Annotated in this window: 16 protein-coding genes; all 16 read right to left on the reverse strand. The window is 51.5% G+C overall.

Annotated features, from left to right (window positions below):
- Window positions 1-148: 148 nt before the first annotated feature.
- Window positions 149-1,045, reverse strand: a complete 897-nt coding sequence (locus C7U56_RS12920; protein ID WP_107001561.1) for a ribokinase — start codon at window positions 1,043-1,045, stop codon at window positions 149-151.
- Window positions 1,046-1,105: 60 nt separating this feature from the next.
- Window positions 1,106-2,131 carry a LacI family DNA-binding transcriptional regulator gene (locus C7U56_RS12925; protein ID WP_107001562.1) on the reverse strand — a complete coding sequence of 342 codons (1,026 nt, stop codon included), beginning with the start codon at window positions 2,129-2,131 and terminating at the stop codon, window positions 1,106-1,108.
- Window positions 2,128-3,273: a M20 family metallopeptidase gene (locus tag C7U56_RS12930; protein ID WP_107001563.1), complete on the reverse strand. Its 1,146-nt coding sequence runs from the start codon at window positions 3,271-3,273 to the stop codon at window positions 2,128-2,130. The genes C7U56_RS12925 and C7U56_RS12930 overlap by 4 nt, the downstream gene beginning before the upstream one ends.
- A 25-nt stretch (window positions 3,274-3,298) precedes the next feature.
- Entirely contained in the window at window positions 3,299-4,045 is a 747-nt protein-coding gene (locus tag C7U56_RS12935) for a glutamine amidotransferase (RefSeq protein ID WP_107001564.1), read from the reverse strand.
- A 31-nt stretch (window positions 4,046-4,076) separates the two neighbouring features.
- A complete protein-coding gene (locus tag C7U56_RS12940) occupies window positions 4,077-5,351 on the reverse strand; it encodes a M20 family metallopeptidase (RefSeq protein ID WP_107001565.1) in 1,275 nt (424 codons plus the stop codon).
- Window positions 5,352-5,383: 32 nt separating this feature from the next.
- Window positions 5,384-6,322 carry a nucleoside hydrolase gene (locus C7U56_RS12945; protein WP_107001566.1) on the reverse strand — a complete coding sequence of 313 codons (939 nt, stop codon included), beginning with the start codon at window positions 6,320-6,322 and terminating at the stop codon, window positions 5,384-5,386.
- Window positions 6,323-6,363: 41 nt separating this feature from the next.
- Window positions 6,364-7,314, reverse strand: a complete 951-nt coding sequence (locus C7U56_RS12950; RefSeq protein ID WP_233430272.1) for an ABC transporter permease — start codon at window positions 7,312-7,314, stop codon at window positions 6,364-6,366.
- A complete protein-coding gene (locus C7U56_RS12955) occupies window positions 7,311-8,357 on the reverse strand; it encodes an ABC transporter permease (protein WP_107001567.1) in 1,047 nt (348 codons plus the stop codon). The genes C7U56_RS12950 and C7U56_RS12955 overlap by 4 nt, the downstream gene beginning before the upstream one ends.
- A complete protein-coding gene (locus tag C7U56_RS12960; RefSeq protein WP_107001568.1) occupies window positions 8,354-9,892 on the reverse strand; it encodes an ABC transporter ATP-binding protein in 1,539 nt (512 codons plus the stop codon). The genes C7U56_RS12955 and C7U56_RS12960 overlap by 4 nt, the downstream gene beginning before the upstream one ends.
- A 139-nt stretch (window positions 9,893-10,031) precedes the next feature.
- Complete coding sequence (locus C7U56_RS12965; RefSeq protein WP_107001569.1) at window positions 10,032-11,138, reverse strand: BMP family lipoprotein; 1,107 nt, start codon at window positions 11,136-11,138, stop codon at window positions 10,032-10,034.
- Between the two features lie 441 nt (window positions 11,139-11,579).
- Window positions 11,580-12,872: a phosphopyruvate hydratase gene (gene eno, locus C7U56_RS12970; protein WP_107001570.1), complete on the reverse strand. Its 1,293-nt coding sequence runs from the start codon at window positions 12,870-12,872 to the stop codon at window positions 11,580-11,582.
- A 58-nt stretch (window positions 12,873-12,930) separates the two neighbouring features.
- The gene (locus C7U56_RS12975) at window positions 12,931-17,628 is read right to left on the reverse strand and encodes an acyl-CoA dehydratase activase (RefSeq protein WP_107001571.1); all 4,698 of its coding nucleotides are present in this window, start codon (window positions 17,626-17,628) and stop codon (window positions 12,931-12,933) included.
- A 394-nt stretch (window positions 17,629-18,022) separates the two neighbouring features.
- Complete coding sequence (hflX, locus tag C7U56_RS12980; protein WP_107001572.1) at window positions 18,023-19,273, reverse strand: GTPase HflX; 1,251 nt, start codon at window positions 19,271-19,273, stop codon at window positions 18,023-18,025.
- Between the two features lie 14 nt (window positions 19,274-19,287).
- Window positions 19,288-20,097 carry a tetratricopeptide repeat protein gene (locus tag C7U56_RS12985; RefSeq protein ID WP_107001573.1) on the reverse strand — a complete coding sequence of 270 codons (810 nt, stop codon included), beginning with the start codon at window positions 20,095-20,097 and terminating at the stop codon, window positions 19,288-19,290.
- Between the two features lie 18 nt (window positions 20,098-20,115).
- A complete protein-coding gene (locus C7U56_RS12990; protein ID WP_107001670.1) occupies window positions 20,116-20,547 on the reverse strand; it encodes a dUTP diphosphatase in 432 nt (143 codons plus the stop codon).
- Between the two features lie 301 nt (window positions 20,548-20,848).
- Window positions 20,849-22,030 (reverse strand): sodium/glutamate symporter, encoded by a 1,182-nt coding sequence (gltS, locus tag C7U56_RS12995; RefSeq protein WP_107001574.1) that lies wholly within the window; start codon window positions 22,028-22,030, stop codon window positions 20,849-20,851.
- Window positions 22,031-22,182: the final 152 nt, after the last annotated feature.

Below are 22,182 nucleotides of genomic sequence, written 5' to 3' on the forward strand. Positions count from 1 at the left end.
TTATTTCTACAGGCCCACACTGACAAGAGTCAGACGGGCGCAAAAAAGAGGCGCCTCCGCAAATCCCGGTACCAGCCCGAATTTCGGAAACGCCACCAAATGGTATTTTACTATATTCTGTTTTAAAAGACAAGTTTTCAGGTGCTTTTTATCCTTCAAACGTCTCGACTTCCTCCCGGTTCGGCACCGACGGAGCTGCTCCTGGGCGGGAAACGGCGATCGCTGCCGCTTTTGCCGCATGTTCCAGCGCCGTCTTCGGGTCTTCACCGAGCTGTAAGCCGCCGATAAAATAACCGGTAAATGTATCGCCTGCCGCCGTCGTGTCCACAACCGGCACTTTATAGATTCCCTGACGAAGGACTGTGTCACCATCGCGGTACACGGAACCATCGCCGCCGAGTGTCAGGACAATCTTCGCCTCCGGGAACTGTTTTACCAGTCCGTTCATCAGCGCCTGCGGATCTTTGGTTGCCTCAATGCCGCAGATATCCGACGCCTCCACCTCATTTAATAAGAAGTAATCCACATATTCCAGCGGATAGGACAGGATCTTCGCATTCATCGGGGACGGATTCAGAACGATCTTCATGCCTTTTTCATGGGCTTTCTCCATGATATAGCCGATCTCGCTGATCTCATTCTGTAAAATCAGGAAATCGTCCGCCTCAAACTGTGTCAGGACGCGATCCACCATTTCCCTCGTGATCCGCTGGTTGGCACCGCCATACAGCAGAATGCAGTTCTGCCCTGCCGGATCTTTCTGGATGATCGCGTGTCCTGTCTGCCCGTCGAGATGCTCGATCAACTCCGTGTGGACGCCCGCCTTCTTCATCTGCTCGATAAGGAAATCTCCATCCCCGGCTCCGACAGCTCCGGCGTGCCATACGTCTGCGCCCGCCTTGCTCAGCGCGATCGACTGATTCAGCCCTTTGCCGCCGCTGAATACCTGCAGCGACTCGGAGGACATCGTCTCTCCCGCTCTTACAAAATGATCCACCTGATACGTATAATCAATATTCAGTGAACCAAAATTCAATACCTTCACTCTGCTCCCCTCCTTGACCAATTCCTTCAAAATCTGCCGCCGGCATCTTTGATGTATCGCTTAAGACGGCTGTATTCGCGCCGTACTCTCCCGTACTACCAGTTCCGGCGCAAAGATCACCTTGCTCTCCGGTCTTTTATGTTCCCGTATCTGTTTCAGAAGCAGCCTTACCGCCTCTCTTCCCATCTCCCGTACCTGCTGCCGTATCGTTGTCAGCGGCACCTCCAGCATCCGGGCATAGAAAACGTCATCGTATCCGACGACCGAAACATCTTCCGGCACTTTCTTTCTATATTCCTTGAGTTTTCTGCATACGCCATACGCTGAAGCGTCGTTGCAGGCGAAAATCGCCGTAAAATCCTGTGAAATGAGCTTTTCGACCGCCGCCGCGCCGCCCTCCTGCGTATACTCGCCGGCACAGACGAGACGTTCATCCACTGGAATTCCCGCCTCCTCCATCGCCCGGCAGTAGCCATGGTAACGGGCCTCCGAATCCATCTGGGTCGCATGCGGTCCCACAACGCAGGCAATCCGCCGGTGTCCAAGGCTTAACAGATGGCGCGCCGCCAGATAACCGCCGATCTCATGGTCGGTACCGACCGCCGGACAGTTCCGAAGCTCCGGGATCCGGTCAACTACCACATAGGGTATGTGGATCGATTCCAGATAATCAATCTCCTCCGCCGCCATCTCCCGCGTATTATCTTTAGCCATGATAAACACAATGCCGTCCGCGCCTTTATCCGCCAGAAGATCGATATACTCGCGATCCCGGTCATAATTATCATTCGTGTTGCAGAGAATCACACTCCAACCATTTTCGCGGCACGCCTCATCGATCGCGCGCGCCATATTGGCAAAATATACATTGGAAATATCCGGGACGATAAATCCTATGGTCTTGCTCTGCCGCTTTACCAGACTGACCGCGAGCTGGTTCGGACGATAATTCAGTTCCCGCGCCTTCGCTAGGATCTGATTCTTTGTCTCATCCGAGATCTTATATCCTTTCCCATTGAGAACCAGTGAGATTGTCGTCACGGAAAAACCAGTCTCAGCGGCAATATCCTTGATGGTTGCCCTCACTCATCCACCTCCGATGCGATCAGATCCATGAGAACCTGAATGGATTTCTGATATTTTTCTATCTCGACCCGCTCATTTGGCTTATGCGCCATACCTGCCTCGCCCGGACCAAATAAGAGAACGGCTGCATCCAGCTTGTGTTCCACCAGGATCGAAGCATCTGTAAAGAAATTAATCCCAGTCGTCTCCACCGGAAGCCCTTTTTTCTCCAGTTCCTTCGAGAGCTGTTTCACAAGCGGATGGGATTCTCCAATCTCGATCGCCCGCCGGTCATTGACAATCCGGCAGCTGACGCGGAATTTTTCTTCCGATGTAACGGAACGCGCCGCCGCAAACGCCTCCGCCTGACCGACTACCATCTGGCTTGTCAGTCCTGGTGTCATACGGATATCCATGAGAATCCGGCAGGTGTCCGGCGTCATATTTGGCGCCACGCCGCCGGAAATCTGCGTTACCTGCGCGGTCGATGCGCCGAGAACCGGGTGTGTGAAGCTTTTCACATATGTTTCAATCTCACCTGTCAGCGCCATCGCCTGTTCCACGGCATTGCAGCCCTCATGCGGGTATGCCCCGTGGCTCGTCTTTCCGTGTGCTTCTATCTCCAGCCACAGGCAGCCTTTCTGCGCCACGCCCAGCCTGCATCCCGTCGGTTCTCCTATCAGAAGCGTTCCAATCGACGTCTCCGGGACTTCCTTTAAGATCTCCCTGGCGCCGATGCCGCCCTTTTCCTCATCACAGGTTCCGAGGAAATGGATCGTACGCGGCACCGGACGACCGGATTTTTTATATTCACAGAGCGCGTACACCATCGCGGCAAGCCCACTCTTCATATCGCTGGCACCGCGGCCATAGAGAAAACCGTCCCGTTCCACCGGAACCGCCGGGTCAGTCTTCCATTCTCCGGTATCTCCGTAAGGAACCGTGTCCAGATGCCCGTTCCAGAAGATCGGAGCGTCATCCGACTCCCCCTCAAGCTCCGCCAGCACATTGGCATGTGTCGCGTCAATCCGCTGTATATGTGCAGAAATTCCCGATTGTTCGAAATACTTGCACAAATATTCTGCCACTGCTCCCTCGTCATCCCGTCCATTGACACTCCGAATGGTCAGAAGCTCTTTTAAAAGTTTCACCGCTCCGTCCATACGCGCTCTCCTTTTTCCTGCTATCTTATTTCTGAATCAGCCAGTCTGCGATATTCTGCCACAATTTATTGTAGTATTCCCACTCGCAGAATTCCGGCGGTGCCCAGTGCGGTGCACAGTCGGTTGTGACAACACCACTGCGCCCTTTTCCATAAGAAGCAAATGCGATAAACGGATCGCCCTCTACAGTAACCGGAACCTCTGCCTCCGGTTTTGCGATTACCTTATTGTAACCGAGAACCTCCGGCCAGTCGGTCGGAATGCCCTTTAAAGCTTCATGCTCGCCCACGGTTACCGGTTTTACACCCTCGCAGTGTTCCATACGGTCATCGACCGTCAGAACCTCGACTGGAAGAACCTCCTGTACGGCTGTGTCATGCCATTTGCCCTTTGCATCCACGCCGGAGAAGGTCAGATAACCGCCGACCATCAGAAGAGCGCCGCCATCGTTGACATAGTCGCGGATCAGATTGCAGCGGTTCGGCATTTTTTCACTGCGGTTAAACGTAGCGCCCGGCAGAAGCAGGGTGTTTGCTCCGATATCGGACAGAATTACCAGATCATACTGTTTCAGTTCTTCCATTGTAAATGGAAATTCCTCATTTGCCAGATGGTTCGGAAGGAAGGTTACTTCGTAGCCGCCTGCCTCCAATGCAGCTTTCAGCCATTTCTCTCCTGTCTCATAGGTAGAGGTATAAAACGCGTCAAAGCCCTTTACATGGGTGGTATAGCTCATCCAGGACTCGCCTGCCAGTAAAACTTTCTTGCTCATATTTTTATCTCCTTATATATTTATCAATTCCTTATTTCTTCTCTCCCCAGGAAAGAATCAGTTTCGCATACACCAGAATCGCTTCCAGATAGGAATCGAGCTTCAGCCACTCATCCACGGTATGGCACTGTGCGCCCTCGCCCGGTCCGTACTGGATCGTCGGGCATCCGGCAATGTTGCGCCACAGGCGGGAATCACAGCCAAAATGGGATCCTTCCACCTTCACGCTGCGCGAAAGTGCCTCACTGTACGCCTCCTTAAAGGTGTCTACCAGCGGATGATCCTCCTCCATCTCAAACCCATGTCCGGTCTGGTAAATGGAAATCTTCGGCGGGTGTGCCTCCATCCACGCGTCGGAACGGCTGATCCGCTCAACGACCTCTGTAAATTCCTTTACAACCATATCCTGATTCATCAGGGTAGGAACATAGTGGACGCAGGTAGAAAAACTGCACTCGCCCGGCACGGTAGAACCGGCGGTTCCACCCTCGATCACGCCGATATTTAAGCTCGGCGGCGGAAGCAGGCGGTGGCGGATCGTCAGAAGCCAGCGGTGCTCCATCTCATTTAACCCCTGAATTACTTTGATCGCCTTCTCGATCGCGCTGACGCCCTCGGCTTTTGCACCGGAATGGCACGCTTTTCCTTCAAAATCAACCTTAAAGAATACCCAGCCCATATGCGCCAGAATCAGGGTATCGTCGGTCGGCTCGCAGTTGACAACGCCGTCGGCTTTCAGACCGCGCATTACCGCCTGGATCGAGCCATTGCCTCCGCCTTCCTCGTCACACACGGAGGTAATTGTCACATCGCCCGGCAGCTCATACCCGGCATCCTGCAAAAGCTTTACCGCCATCACCGATGCCATCAGACCGCCCTTCATATCCGTGCAGCCGCGTCCGTACATCTTGCCATCCCGAATTACCGGCTCAAACGGCGGGTTCGTCCAGCCGTCTTCCATATCCGCCGGCATAACGTCAATATGACCGTTAAATAACAGGCTTTTTCCGCCCTGTTTTCCTTTAAATGTCGCATAGACATTGGCACGGTCGGTCTGGTTGTGCCCCAGGTTTCCTTCCTGGTGCTTTTTGTAGCTTTCCTGAATCACAGCCTCATCCATCGGATCCACCGTGATCTCGTCGGCTCCCATCGATTCAAACAGGTTTACCATATACTCCTGTCCCTGTTTCTCCAGACCACCATCGATTCCGTGCCCTAAGTCATGGGTATCAATTCCCACCAGATTCTTGAGTTCTTCGATATATTTCTCTTTGTTCTGCTCTAAAACTTCTTTCAGGTCTCTCATCTATATCTGCCTCCGAACACAAGTATTATAAACTATGCCTCGCTGTATCTTCTCAGCCCTGCCTCAACGATATCCCAGAACTTCGCCGCATCGATATCGATCGCTACGTTTGCAGTCGGCTCCTGTCCGCCGTAACCGAAGAAATCGCAGTTAGTACGTCCGTAGGACTGGACGCTGCGGATGTCAATGTCCACATGCATCGGTTTCAGGGTCACAACGCTCGGATCAATCAGCCATGCGATCGTAACCGGATCGTGCAGAGGTCCGCCTTCCCAGCCAAATACCTCTTTCTGGGTCTTGCAGAAGAAGCGCATCAGATCCGCAAAGAGCTTGGATGCCTTATTGCCTATCTTCTCCATCCGGTCAACGATCTCCGGATAGCACAGTACCTTGCGGGTAACATCCAGACCCATCATCGTGATTGGGCGTCCGCTGGTAAAGCATACATACGCTGCATCCGCATCGGCGATGATATTGAACTCTGCCGCCGGAGTTACGTTACCATTGGTATACGCGCCTCCCATCAGGACGATCTGTTTGATCTTCGGAATAATCGCCGGTTCCATCCGCATCGCCATCGCCAGATTGGTCATCGGACCGGTTGTCACCATCGTGATATCGCCATCGGACTCCATCAGGGTTTTAACGATGAAATCGACTGCATGCTCTTTCTCTAATTCTTTTGTCAGCGGCGGGAAAACCGGACCATCCAGCCCTGTTTCACCGTGGATATCGCCCGCTATCATTTTTTCACGCACCATCGGCTGTCCGCAGCCCGCATACACTGGCACATCCACACCGAGCCACTGGCACACATTTCTCGCATTAATCTGCGTTTTCTCCAGCGTCTGGTTGCCTGCTACGACTGTAATACCTAACAGATCGATCTTGTCACTGTTCGCCGCCAGCGTGATCGCGACCGCGTCATCATGTCCCGGATCGCAGTCAAGAATAATTTTTGTCTTTTCCATCTGATTATGTCCTCCTTATAGTGTTTTATCTTTCTTCATCATCAGCTTCCCACATGCAGGGATGATTCTCTCTTCTTGTTGGCTGAAATCTTCGCAATCATGGAAATTGCCAGTACCGCGATGGTCACGATATACGGCATCATCAGAACGAACTGGGATGGAATGCCATATGCCTGGAGACGGGCACCGACGGAATCTGAAAATCCAAACAGCAGACAGCCCAGTGTGGTCAGAACCGGGTTGGCACCGCCGAAATACATGGCTGCAACGCCCATAAAACCACGGTTGTTGGTCATGTTCTCGATAAACTGGGTACTGTAACCCAGGGAAAGATGAGCACCTGCCAGACCTCCGATGAGACCGGAAAGCAGCATTGCCTGATATTTCACAGCATTTACTTTGATACCTGCCGTCTTCGCCGCTTCCGGAAACTGACCTACTGCACGCAGACGCAGTCCCCATACAGTTTTATAGAAGAAAAACTGAAGCAGGATAATCAGAACGATGGCAAACCACTCGGTCACGCACCAGTTGTTAAACAGAGCCCCCACTACCGGAAGATTGTCTAAAAATGCAACGTTCACACGGGGAATCGCCTTGATATCCGGGCTTGAAAAACTTCCGGTACTGTGGAAAATCGCATTTACCATGAATTTAGTAATAGCCAGTGCCAGCATATTAATACCCATACCGATGGCGCAGATCTCCGAATTGTACCGGATATGTCCCACTGCCATGATCATAGCAATGACAGCACCGGCGATCATCGCTGCCAGAATGCCTAATAACCAGCTTCCGGTAAAGAAGCTGACTGCAACTGCAGTAAAAGCACCTACCAGCATGATACCCTCTGTACCGATATTTAAGATATTGGCCTGCTGAGTGATAGCCGCACAAAGAGCGGCAAAGATGATCGGAGTCGCTGAACGAAACGTTGCATAAATCAGCGACGCATTAAAGATTTTATCAAAATTCTGCATTATCGCATTCATGCCTTATCCTCCTTCTTCTCCTCCGTTTTCTTTTTACGTTTCTTTGCAAACTGGAACGCAGTCTCCATGGTCGCTATGATAATGAACACAGCTGTAATGGTATCAACCAGTGATTTCGGCACACCGGTTGACTGCTGCATTCCCATAGCGCCCGATTTTAAAACTGCCAGGAAAAATGCCATAAATGGAGTCGAAACCATGTTGTTCTTTACAATCAGAGCTGCCAGCATACCATTGCTTCCAAGTCCGGTTGCAAAGTTGTTCAGGAAATATCCATGAACACCCAGAACCTCGATGCATCCTGCCATGCCGCCCAACATACCAGAAAGCATCATGGCACCGATAAACACCTTCTTAGAATCAATTCCCACATAATCCGCATGGGTCGGATTCAGGCCAACGGTACGAATCTTATAGCCCCAGCTGCTCTTCTGAAGCATAAAAATAATCACAATCACGGTGATGGCCGCGATGAAAATACCTACATTGACACTGCTGGGTTTCATAAACTGATACAGCCTTACCGTAACCGGCAGGGACTGAGCATTGGCAGTACCTGCGCTCATTGGTCCGCTGACCAGATAGGATGTAATATAAAGTGCTACCGTGTTCATCAAAATGGTGGTACATACTTCATTTACATTATAATAGGCACGCAGAACCGCCGGAATAAAGGCCCAGGCAGCTGCTACCACCATAGCACCTACGAAACAGGCCACATACAGAGCCGGCTTCGGAAGGAAGGTCCAGTTAATGCCAATATAAGCAGCTGTGATACCGCCCAAGAAAACCTCGCCCTCAACACCTACGTTAAAAGCACCTGCTTTTGCTGCAACTGCAAAGGCAATGGATGTCAGCAGCAGCGGAGTAAATCCTGCCAAGGTTGTACCAAGACGAAGCTCTCCGTCAAAAGCACCTCGGAACAGCGCCGCATATGCATCAATCGGATTCTCCCCGATCGCTACGATAAACAGCGCACCGACACCCATCGCAACGAGTATCGTAATAAGAATCCTTCGAATACCATTTAATGTCTGATTCATACTGCTGCTTCACCGTCCTTCCCTGTGTCTGTACCGCCCATCATAAGCAGACCCAGATTGTTCTCATTCGCCTCATCCGCACGCATCTCGCCGGTGATCTTGCCCTCATGGATAACAACGATACGATCCGAAAGGGAGATAATCTCCTCCAGCTCTGCCGATACCAGCAGGACACCGGCGCCTGCCTTTTTCGCCTTTTCCAGGGTATTTCGAATCAGCTCGATGGCACCGATATCTACACCTCTGGTAGGCTGGGATGCTACCAGAAGCTTATTGCCAAGAGATACCTCCCGGGCTACTACGACCTTCTGTGCATTGCCGCCGGATAAGGAAGATGTAGGAAGATTATAATCCGCCGGGCGGATATCAAACTGTTCTACCATTTCTTTTGCATAGGTATCCTGTCCTGATTTATTCATCATGATGCCCCTGGTAAATGGAGGCTGATCCAGGCGGACTGCGATCAGATTTTCCTCGATGGTCATGGCACGGTTCAGACCTCTTGTATTTCGATCCTCCGGAATATGGGAAAGACCGCTCTCTCTCACTTTTCTCGGACTCTGATTCGTAATATCCTTGCCGCAAAGAAGGATCTTGCCTTTCTCTACCTTGCGAAGTCCGGTGATCGCCTCAACCAGCTCACTCTGTCCATTTCCATCGATACCTGCCACGCCGACAATCTCGCCGGTCTTGACATGCAGGGACATACCCCGGATCTTCGATGTCTCCTTCTGACTGGGAATCCACACGTCCTGAACCTCCAGAATCGTATCTCCCGCCTCAGAATAAGCCTTATCAATGTTTAAGAATACTTCACGTCCGATCATTCGTTTGGTCAGATCCAGCGGAGAGGTTTCCTCTTTATTAACAGTGCCCATATATTGTCCCTGACGCATCACAGAGATGCGGTCTGATATTGCCATAACCTCATTCAGCTTATGAGAAATAAAGACAAGGGATTTTCCATCCTGTTTCAGATTATTCAGGATTTCAAACAGACGTTCCGCCTCCTGAGGGGTCAGAACCGCTGTAGGCTCATCCAGAATGATGATATCAGCACCTCGCATCAATGTCTTGATAATCTCCACACGCTGCGCCTCGCCTACTGAAATCTGGCTTACCTTCTTATCCAGCTGCACGTCCATATGATACTGTTCAATATACTTTTTAACTTCTTTTCTTGCCTTGTCAAAGTCAATTGTCAATCCCTTTTTCGGTTCAAATCCCAGAATAATATTCTCCAGAACCGTCAGCTCATTCACCAGCATAAATTCCTGATGGACCATGCCGACACCGTGCTCAATTGCAAGCTTCGGTGTGATGGTTCCCATCGGTTCACCTTTGACGATAATCTCGCCCTCGTCAATGGGATACATGCCGTACAGAAGCTTCATCATGGTGGATTTACCAGCTCCATTTTCACCAATCAGAGAATGAATCTCGCCCTTTTTCAGAGTAAATTCACCATGCTTTACCGCCTGAACCTGCCCGAAATTTTTGACAATTCCTTTCATCTCCACTACGTATTCGTTCATTCGATCACCCTCTCGTCCGGAAATGCCTGACGGCTCTTTCCAAGAAAAAACATTTTGTTGAAAATGAAGGGGAACCTGAAAGAATTCAGATCCCCCTTCGCCGCCAGGTTTCACTCGCTCCCGGCCTTGTCTTTATCAATTATGCCTGTGGGCCAAATCCTTCATAGTTTTCAACTACGATCTCGCCGGATTTGATCTTCTCGGCAAGCTCATCACACTTATCAACGATATCCTGCGGGAATTTGTCGCCCAGAGATTCTTTGATAACAGAGAAATCGGTCAGGCTGACACCGCCGTCCTTCAATGCCAGATATTTGGTTGTGCCGCCCTCAAAAGTTCCCTCTACTGCAGACTGGATAACCAGATAGCAAGCATTATCAACTCTCTTAACCATGGAAGTAAGAACATGTCCAGGCTGATCGGAATCCTGGTTTAAGTCAACGCCGATTGCGTATTTGTCAGCTTCTTTTGCACCTTCCAGAATACCAACACCGGTACCGGATGCTACGTTCATGACAATATCAGCACCCTGCTCATACTGTGCTAACGTCAGCTCTTTACCCTTTAACGGATCCGTCCAGCTTCCTGCAAAAGCCTGAAGAATCTTGATATCCGGATCGATATACTTCGCGCCCTGCTCATAACCTGTATAGAAGTCATGAAGTACCGGAATATCCATACCGCCTACCCAGCCGATGATATGATCTTCATTGACATTCGGGATATCGGTCTTGGTGGTGAACATAGCTGCTGCCGCACCTGCCAGGAAGGAGCCCTCATTCTGAGCAAAGCTGATGGACTCAACGTTCGGCAGATCAACGGTTGTATCGATAACTGCAAACTTGGTATCCGGATAACTGGATGCATTCTCAGTGATATAATCTGCGATGTTGGAAGAAGCACCGATGATTAAATCGTAGCCGTCATCACAAGCCTGAAGTAGGTTTGCTTTCCACTCTTCAGCAGTGGTACCCTCAAGGCTCTTAAGCTCGATGCCGAAATCCTCAACTGCTTTCTGTGCACCCATGTTGCAGGAGTCATTGTAGCTCTTATCACCTAAGTTGCCGGTGTAGACAACACACACACGAAGCGGTTTGTCAGATTTCTCTGAAGCGTCGGCTGCCTTTGTCTCGGTATTGCTGCTGTCAGCTGCCGTTGTCTCAGCGGTACTTCCGCCACCGCCGCAGGCTGTTAAGCTGGCACACATTGCTGCTGCAAGTACAATGCTTAATGTTCTCTTTCTCATTCTTTCATCCTCCTTTTTATGTGAAATACGTTATCCGCCGGACCATTCCTTTAGTAAAACGTTTTTCCATTCGTTCAAAAAAAATAAATCCTTTTTTCATATTTGCTTTACAGTTATTTTACAATCATTCCCACTGTTTTGTCAATAAATTTCGTATAAAAACGATTATTTTTTAAAATATTGTCAAACTTTTAGCAATATTCCTTTTTTCGGTCTTATGCAAAACAAAAAGGAATACGTTTCTCTCCGTCCTGGTTGTACGGTAAAACGCATTCCTTTTCAAAGTTGTATTCTATTTTCCTTTGTTTCGACGCCATCCGGCATTTCCCCAGATGATTTTGGTCTGTTTCTGAGGAAATGCATTCGTTTTCGGAACAATTCACACATTTCATGCAATGTAACAGATTGCTTGTCTGCACGATATCTCGCAAAAAAGACAACTTAATTTTTATTAAATGCCGCCTTCCCCGGATACTGTGCGCCGGTTCCCAGCTCTTCCTCAATCCGCAGAAGCTGGTTGTATTTTGCCACGCGCTCACTCCGGCTCGGTGCGCCCGTCTTGATCTGGCAGGTATTCAATGCGACCGCCAGATCTGCGATCGTCGTATCCTCGGTTTCGCCGGAACGGTGGGATACAATCGCCGTGTAACCTGCCTTATGTGCCATCTTGATTGCCTCCAGTGTCTCGGAGACGGATCCAATCTGGTTCAGCTTAATCAGGATCGAATTGCCGCAGCCGAGACGGATACCTTTTTCCAGGCGTTCGGTATTTGTTACAAACAGATCGTCGCCGACCAGCTGCACCTGTCCGCCGAGTTCTGCGGTCATCTTCTGCCAGCCTTCCCAATCCTCCTCGTCCAGACCATCCTCGATCGAGGCGATCGGGTATTTCCCGCAGAGCTGTTTCCAGTGTGCGATCAGCTCCTCGGAGGTGAAGTGTTTGCCACTCTTCGGAAGCAGATATTCGCCCTTCCTGCCGCTCTTCCACTCACTGGATGCCGCATCCATCGCCAGGACAAAACTCTCGCCCGGCTTATATCCGGCTCTCTCCACTGCCTCTAAGATGCACTGGATTGCTTCTTCGTCACTTCCCAGATCCGGTGCAAAACCGCCCTCATCACCGACAGAGGTTGCCAGTCCGCGCTCTTTAAGCAATGCTGCCAGTGCATGGAACACCTCGGTACACCAGCGGAGTCCCTCACAAAAGCTCTCTGCTCCAACCGACATAATCATGAACTCCTGTACATCGATGGTGTTTGCCGCATGCGCGCCGCCGTTTAAAATGTTCATCATCGGAACCGGGAGACGGTTTCCAGACACACCGCCGAGGAAACGGTACAGCGGGAGACCATACGCATTGGCTGCTGCCCGTGCGTTCGCGATCGAAACCGCCAGGATCGCATTCGCGCCCAGCTTGGATTTATCCTTGGTTCCGTCCGCCTCGATCATCGCTTTATCAACCGCATAGACGTCCGCCGGATCCATGCCCCTTAACACCTCTGCAATCACGGTATTCACATTCTGGACTGCTTTCTGTACGCCCTTTCCGCCGAAACGCGACTTGTCGCCGTCTCGCAGCTCCAGAGCCTCAAATTCACCTGTCGATGCACCGCTCGGTGCCGCGCCGCGTCCTATGCTTCCGTCTGATAGATAAACCTCCGCCTCCACGGTTGGATTTCCTCTCGAATCAACAATCTCCCGTCCAATCACCTTTTCAATTTCCAGATGTTTCATAGCTTGTCCCTTTCCGCCGCGTGGGCTTATGTGATTTCTATTTTTGTCTAACCCGAAATCAGGAAACTTTCTGCTTTTTATTATCGGCGTTTTTCTGTTTTCTATTCATAGTCTCCACGGGGCTTCTCTGCCCCACGTCCGGCAGGGCAACCGTGTCCACGCTTCTTTCTTTCACATTCATAATCAGCATCTGCAGGCGGTTTTCCAGATTGGCAAAGCTCACATCCGGATCGTAGTCAAGCGGCAGGATCTGGGCGTCCGGGTACATTTCCCGCATTTTTTTTACGATGCCGCGTCCTACCACATGGTTTGGCAGACAGCCAAATGGCTGTAAAATCACAAATGCCCGGCAGCCGTGCGCCGCATGGTGCAGGATCTCACCCGGAATCAGCACGCCCTCGCCCGCATCAAAGGTGTGCGGGATGATCGGGTCACTTTCCTTTACCAGTTCCGGCAGGCGGCAGACAGGCGTATAGAGCGGATGCTGTTTCGCTATCCGATCCGCTGCCGCGTGCGCAGCGTCAAATACCCGGTTCGCCACATGGTACCAGTTTTTCTTGACAAACGGCTTTTTCAGATGATACGTCCGAATCTGCTCATCCTGGCAGAAATACGTTTTCCGGATAACATCCGTCATCCGCGCCTCAATAATCTCAAATCCATTTTTCTCCAGGTAGCGCTCAATCTCATGATTCGCGCCCGGATGGAAATTGAGGAGATACTCGCCGATGATCAGGACGCGCGGGCGCGGCTGGCTCCGGTCATATTCGATCGCATTCATCCGCTGGATCGCCTTTTTAAAGCCTCGCAGAGCGCCTGAAAGCCCATGCTGCTCCAGACCATCCACGACGAAATCCATCGCCTCGCCAAATGCCTGATCACTGCTTCCGGAAACTTTCTCATACGGGCGGATCTTGCGAAGCAGCTCTTCCAGAATATCGATCATCGGAAGCGCTCCCGCCAGACGGATCGCCGACACAAGGTTCATCCGGAAGCCCGGATGCAGATCATGATAATCGACGTCATCGTTCGTCAGAATCGCCACCTCCGGGTAGCCGGCGTCGTCAAGCGCCTTGCGAAGCAGCGCACTGTAATGGGTCAGGCGGCAGTCACCGATGTATTTTCCCATACCGATCGCCGTCTCAGATGGCACATACTGACCACTCCGAAGTGCTGCCAGCGCCTCGCCGATGACAATCTGCGCCGGGAAACAGATATCGTTGTGGACATACTGCTTTCCGAGGCGGATCGCCTCTTCCCTGCCGACCGCCAGCGGAACTGCCCGGATTCCCTGTGTCTTCAACGCCGCCGACATAATCCGGCAGAACGCGTGGGAGGTGTTCGGGACCAGAACCGTGCGCTTCTTGCGGTCTTCCACCTCAAATTTAACCGGATATGGATCCGAAAGTTCGTGAACCTGCCAGGATTTTTGAATGTCTGGTCCCAGCGCAGCCGTCCCGCATTCATTTCCGCCGCCCGCATTCTCCTGTCGGCTTGTTCCAGGCTGGTTTTGCAGCCTCTCCGCCATCTCCCGCTTCTTCCGCCGCATGTTGATCGTCTCCAGGAAGGAACGCACCCTGATCCGCAGCGGTCCCTGTACCTCGCTCTCGTCAAGTTTCAGGATCAGCGGTGATTTTCCGGAGATTCCCCGCATCATACGCTGGATCTCATCCGACAAATATGCATCATGCCCGCATCCAAAGCTTACAAACTGGACATATTCCAGATTCTGGCTCTGTGCCGCCAGAACCGCGGACGCCAGTATCCGCGCGTGGTAATTGTTTACGACATCCAGACGGCTGTGGCTTAAATCCACATTTTCAATGCCCGGAACAGAATCTGCCGTCAGAACCGGAACGCCAAACTCGGTCAAAAGCTCCGGCAGGCTGTGGTTGACAAGCGCATCATTCTGATACGGTCTTGACGCCAGCACCACCGCATAGCGCCCCTCTTTTTCCACCTCTTCCAGAACCTTCGCTCCCGCCTCTTTCAGGCGGCTCCCAAACTGCCGCATCGCATCATTTCCTGCAAGAACCGCCTTTTTCGTTTCCGACGGCTGGATGGAAAATGTCTGTTCCATATATGTAATAAGCTGACGTTCTTTATCTTCCTCCCTGTACCAGTAAAATAACGGTGCATCAAACGGAATGCCCCACTGTTTCTCCGGAGAATCCGAGTTGCGGATCACAAGCGGATATCCCTTCACGACTGCACACATGGACTCGCTCGTTGATTCCGTATTTTCCGATCCGATCGCCGCAATCGACGGCATAAAAATACGATCCACTTTCTTCTTTACCAGATCGCGGATATGCCCGTGCACCAGTTTTGCCGGAAAGCAGACGGTATCTGAAGTTACCGCGCTTAAGCCTTCCTCAAACATCTTGTGCGTGCTCGGGGATGAAATCTGAATCTCAAAGCCCAGCGAACGCCAGAACGTCGTCCAGAACGGCATCGTATCCCAGAAAGCAAGGACGCACGGCAGACCGATGGTTATATTTCGCCGCACAGTATCAGACACAGCATTCGGCACAAAACCAGTCTTAGCGGATGCCCGCTCTGAATGACTTTTTGCAGACGATGCATCCCCCTCTTCCGCTTGATCCAGATAATCTGCAAACAGGAGTTCTTCCCGCAATTTATAGAGATTTGGCACTTTATTCCGGTTTTCGGACGCTATTTTCAGTCGCTCGCGCACTTTCACATCCTTCGGATCGCCAAGAATCTCGCCCCGCTCACAACGGTTGTTCGTGATCCATGAGGTTCCATTCGAAAACCGCACCACCGCACGCTGACAATGGTTCATACAGAACGGACACGGCACGTTCGCCTCCTGCTGCCAGGTCAGGGACTCCATTTGATCCAAACTGGTAAAATGCGGCTGTTTCCGGCTCCTTGCCTCTTCCTTCGCTAAAAGCGCCGCACCGATCGCCCCCATAATGCCCGGATACGGCGCCCGGATCACCGGGCGGCCGACATACTGTTCCAGCGCACAGAGAACCGCATCATTTTCAAACGTTCCGCCCTGTACCACAATCCTCTTTCCCAGGGAATCCAGATTCGACACACGGATAACCTTTGTAAATACATTTTCAATGATCGAACGGCACAGCCCCGCCATGATGTCCTCCGGCAGCTTTCCATTTCTCTGCTCCGTCACGATACTGCTCGTCATAAAGACGGTACAGCGGCTTCCGAGCGCAGCCGGATGCTGCGAAGAAAATGCCTTTTCAGCAATCTCCCGCGCCGGAATATGCAGGGAGGATGCAAAATTTTCCAAAAAAGACCCACAGCCGGATGAGCAGGCTTCATTCACGACAATATTTGTGATAACGCCATTATCCAGCCAGATTGCCTTCATATCTTGACCGCCGATGTCCAGAAGAAACGTCGCATCCGGCGTGTATTTTGCCGCCGCACGCGCATGTGCCACCGTCTCAACCGCGTGTGTCTCGGCCGAAAATGCGCGTGAAAACAGCATTTCTCCATAACCGGTCGTCCCGGCTGCCAAAATCTCCAGCCGCACGCCGTGGGACGCATACTTTTCCCGCATCGCAATCAGTGCTTTTTTTGCCACCGTCAGCGGATCGCCTTGATTCGGCGCATAAAAGGAATCCAGAAGTTCCTCATTCTCATCTAACAGGACAAATTTTGTCGTCGTACTGCCCGAATCAATACCCAGATATGCCCGCAGCGTACTGCCTGGCTGCGGATATACTGTTTTTCGTTCCGGGCGTCTGTGTCTCTCCTGAAATTCCGTCTGCGCCGCCTGGTCGGCAAAAAATGGACGGGAACGGAACGTGCCCTCCGCCATCTCATCGCCATTTCCGGCTTCACTTTGTTTCTTTGCTTCCTCGCGCGCCGCACGCACCTTCTCGATCCGATCTAACAGTCCGTCTGCCGTGGCGAGCGCCTCTTCCTTCGAAAAAAGCTTCACTGCCGCACGCGCCGCACCGCAGGCAATCAGAAGTTCCGGCCGGTCCGGACTTAAAATTTCCTCCGGCCGAAGGTCCAGACGTTCAGCAAACACGCGCACCAGCGTCCGGTTAAAGGTCAGCGGACCGCCCTCAAAGACGACCGGCTTCTCGATCGAAAGTCCCTGTGCCAGACCGCCGATCGTCTGTTTGGCAATCGCATGGAAGGAGGAAAGCGCCAAATCTGATTTTTTAACCCCCTGATTTAAAAGAGGCTGGATGTCGGTCTTGGCGTACACGCCGCACCGTCCGGATATATCATATACGGTTGTTCCCTGTGCCGCCAGCGCGTCAAATTCCTCAACCGGTGTCTTAAGAAGAGAAGCAATCTCATCCACAAACGCACCTGTACCGCCAGCACAGCTTCCGTTCATCCGCATATCTGCGACCTGCAGCTCGCCCGTCCGTTTATCCCTCTGGAAAAAGATAATCTTCGCATCCTGTCCACCCAGCTCGATCGCCGTTCCGATTTCCTCGTACATGGCTTTCAAGGCGATCGAGTTCGCCACTACCTCCTGTACATAAGGGATCCCCAGCTCTTCCGAGAGGTGCTTTGCGCCCGAACCGGTCATCGCCGTCAGAAATGACCGCCCCGCAAGCGTCTCTTTCACCAATTTTACAGCTCTCGACACACTCTGAAGCTGATCCGAGTGATGGCGTGTATAGTCCGAAAACAGGACTTTCCCCGTTGCCACCTCCATCACTGCCACCTTCGTCGTCGTTGAGCCAACGTCAATTCCGACGAGAATCTGTTCCTGTCTGTTTTGTCCCTTCTGTTCCATTCTGTATATTCTAACTCCTTTATCCCAGATGTCTGCAAACTTGTGCGGTCATTCTATCCGACACAAGCAGCCTGCGCCCTGTCATCTCTTTTCTCTTCATCTTAACAACTTCTTAGCATCCGCCAAAACATGAAGAAGAGGCATACGGTTTTTCCCCGCACACCTCTTTACCGTATGGATCTGTACGCATCTGCCTTCCAGCATTCTGTACAGCCATAAATATGCTACATTCTAACAAATTTAAAATAAAAAGTCAATTCCCGGGAATTTCAAAGGTGCCGTAAGAAAACGTGGTGGCAGCAGGAATTTGCCGTATTTAAATGCGAAGCCACGGCAAATTCCGTTACTGGGCACGTATACGTGAACCGTAACACGGTAACCTATCATCTGCCTGTTAGCGCATCAGCCCTGCGTAGAGCTCCGTCGGCACATACGCCTCCACGTAAATGCCATCCTCCCGGTACTCTTCTTTTAAAAGCTGACCGTATTTGCGGATCGTCTGGATGCGTCCGGCTTCCTGGTAGGAAAATACCTTTTCCAGATAAATCTTGCGGTTTCGCAGAATCATTTCCAGAATATCCTTCAGCTCATCCAGCCCCGCGCCCGTCTTCGCAGAAATCTGCACCTGATAATCAGAATGCAGATCTTTCAGCGTCTCCGGATGCTCCACCTGATCCATCTTGTTAAAGACTGTTACCACCGTCTTATCGCCGATCTCCAGCTGACGCAACGTATCATATACGACATACATCTGCGTGTCCATCTGCGGATTCGACGCATCGACCACATGGAGGACAATATCGCTATAACGTGCCTCCTCCAGCGTACTCTTGAACGCCTCGATCAGATGGTGCGGCAGTTTGCGGATGAATCCGACCGTATCTGTCAGCAGGATCTCCTGTCCGCTCGCCAGCTTTAATCCACGCGTCGTCGGATCCAGCGTCGCAAACAGTTTATCCTGTGCCAGGATTCCTGCACCCGTCAGGGTGTTTAAAAGCGTTGACTTACCGGCATTCGTGTAGCCGACGATCGCCGCCGACAGCGTATATTTCCGGTCGCGCTGTTTTCTCGTCACCTCGCGGTGGCGTTTGACATCTTCCAGTTCCGACTTTAGCTGCCCGATCCGCTCATGAATCAGACGGCGGTCCATCTCCAGCTTCTTTTCACCCGGTCCTCTCGTACCGATACCGCCGCCCAAACGGGACAGGGAACTGCGCAGACCGACCAGGCGCGCTGCGCGGTAACGCAGCTGTGCCAGCTCAACCTGGATTTTTCCCTCGCTCGTCGTCGCATGCGCCGCGAAAATATCGAGAATGACCATCGTCCGGTCCATTACCTTCGTATCCAGCGCCGATTCCAGATTGCGAAGCTGTGCCGGGGACAGTTCATCGTCGCAGATCACGCCGGTTGCGCCCATTTCCCAGACCATCTCCCGCAGTTCCCCGATCTTTCCACTGCCCAGATAGGTGCCTGGATGAATCTTCTCCCGGTTCTGCACCAGACGCCCGATCGCCGTCGCTCCGGCGGTATCCGCCAGCTCCTCCAGCTCATCCAAGGACGCCTCCGTATCATCTTCATCAGAGGTGCTGACCGCCACCAGAATGACGCGCTCCTCCAGTTCTTTCATATCGAACAATTCTGCCATATTACCTCCAATATTTACCGGCTTTCCAGAAAACGGATTTCCCTCTGCACCTCCGGTGTGTCCGCACCGGCTGCCTGGCACTCCTTAAACTGTTCCAGCGCCTTCGCAAAATCGCCCTCTTTCTCATAGAGAACCGCAATATTCTGCCGGATTACCAGCGCCGTCTCACTGTCCGCCAGCGAAAGCGCCTCCTCATAATGGGACATCGCGCTCTCATAATCGCCAGCCTCCATTTCACTGATCGCAAGCTGATTATAAATCTCCGGCCCCGACACGCCGCGCTCGATCGCCTGATTGCAGTACTGGGCTGCGAGCTCACTATCCCCGGCATCCCGCGCCGCCGACGCAAGCGCCGTAAACGCCAGACTCACACCCGGAGCCGCGGCGCTGCTCTTTTTGCTGTTCTTCGCCTTTTCCTCCGCTGCCGCAAAATCCTTTTCGGCATCCTCCGCCTGTCCGGCTGCTGCCTCCGATGCCGCTTTATAATAGAGGTATTCCGCTTTTCCGCCGTCTACCTCCGCCAGAATTCCATAGGTCTGCGTTGCCGCCTTATAATCCGCCAGTTTGTATTCTGCCTCGCCGCGGTATTTTAAAACATCCAGCTCAAAAGAATTGACGATCCCATCGCTCTCATCCAGCGCTTTTCCAAACGAATCAATCGCATCCTGATAATTACCTGCATTTAACTGCTCGATTCCGGTCATACGCGCCTCTTTCGCTTCCTTCGATTCAGCGCCGCAGCCGGAAAGGATGCCCAGTGAAAGCACCGCTGCTGTCAGAAAAAGACTTGTTTTTTTTCGTTTTAACCTCTTTATCTGCTTCATTTTTACCAAACCTTTTTATTAATTCTTTCCCGTACTTCCGATGCCGCCGCGATCTTCATTGTCAAGCTTCTCCGTCTCCTCAAATATGATCTTCGGCTGATGCTCCATGATGCGGAACTGACAGATGCGGTCATTGACATGGATCACTGTATCACGCAGCGCATATGCCGGAAAATGCCACTGATCGTTGTCTCCACAGTAACTCTCATCGATCACACCCATATGATTGGTCTGGATGATGCCGAAATTTTTAAAGGTACTGCTACGCGGAACTACATGCGCCTCATAGCCCTTCGGCAGCTCCATCGCCACGCCAAGCGGAATCAGGGCAAAATCACCCTTTTTCAGCACCACCTCACGCGCCGCACGCAGGTCGATCCAGTCAGATTTGCCGTCAATGTAGGCGAGGCGGTCAATGGCGTCTGTGAAATATTTGATCTTTATGTTCATGCTGTTCATATCTGTATGAAATCCTTTCTTATGTCACATTTTATCCGGTAATGGCTGCCTTGCAAGTTTGTTTTTCACAAAGCACCTCCCCGAAAAATATTTTTCAACTTTCCAGTTTCTCTATAATACCACACGCGCGCGTTTTCCGAAAGTATTAATTCGTGCAGGCACGGACTTTCGCTCGTTGCACGCGAAAAATCCCGGCGGCCTGGAAATCCAGAACCGCCGGGAAGGAAATAGGTTGGAGCTACTTCAATATCAGAATATTTTAAATGGATACTTTGCTGAACCAGCCGTCAAATTATAAGAGGTTCATGAAAGTAGTCAGTACCATGGAGTTAAAGAAGTCTACGAATAAGCTTCCTACTAACGGTACGATGAAGAATGCACGCGGAGCCGGACCATAGCGCTCTACCAGTGCTCTCATGTTTGCCATTGCGTTCGGGGTTGCGCCCATACCGAAACCACAGAATGCGGTGGTCATTGCAGCTGCCTCGTAATCACGGCCCATGATGTTGAATACAAGGAAGTTTGCATACAGGAACATAACAACCGTCTGAACTAACAGGATAACAATCATCGGAAGCGCCAGAGCTGCTAACTGCCACAGCTTCAGGCTCATCATTGCCATCGCTAAGAACAGGTTCAAGGACAGACCGCCCAGTGCGTCAACTTCTTCCATCGGAAGATCTTTGTGCTGTACATCCCAGATGTTACGGATAGCGGCTGCTGCCAGCATCGCACCGATGTAAGTCGGGAATGTAAGACCAATGCTCTTAAAGAACGCGAAAATGAAGGTACCAACACCGATTGCAACTGCAAGGAATACAGCCGCGGTGGTGAATTTCTGACCGTCGATCGGCGATGCTACTTCGTCAACTGCATTGCCTTCCTCGGCTGCGGTTGATTTCAGATGGTGTTTCTCAACACGGGCACGGGCGATAGGACCACCCATCATACTGCCGGATACCAGACCATATGTAGCGGATGCCAAGGCAACTGTAGTTGCGCCTACAACTGCGTATTCCTGCTCCAGAAGCGGTCCGAAGGAACCACTCGTTCCGTGACCTCCAACTAACGGCATAGAACCCATACATAAGCCGAGAAGCGGATTCAGACCAAACGCTGCTGCCAGACCGCTGCCGACTGCATCCTGCACGATACAGATACCAACTGCCAGCGCCAGGAACATAAATACCTGAACGCCGCCCTTCTTTAACAGACGGAAGCAGGCGGTAAAACCGACGCTGCAGAAGAAGATCGTCATAAATACGCTCTGTAAGGTTGTATCAAAGGAAAGCTCCAGAACTCCTGTTGCATACAACGCCAGATGAGCGAATGCAAATACGACACCGCCCGCAACCGGAGCCGGTATACAATACTTGCTCAGGAAGGGCAGCTTTTGTACAAGCAATCTTCCCAGACAGTAGACCAGTGCGCCAAGAGCACACGCCTGATACATATCAAGCTCAAGTGTCAACATAAACAATTCCCCCTTTTGTTTTGCTGGCTTCTTTCATTTATGTAGCGATTTGAAAGAGCTGCTTGTTTGTTTGTGTTGACCTCATTTTCCACGTTGGCTACAAAAAGTTACAAGAAAATACAGAAATATGATGTTAAGAATCTGTTAATGTC

This window comes from Clostridium fessum, assembly GCF_003024715.1.
Lineage (GTDB): Bacteria > Bacillota > Clostridia > Lachnospirales > Lachnospiraceae > Otoolea > Otoolea fessa.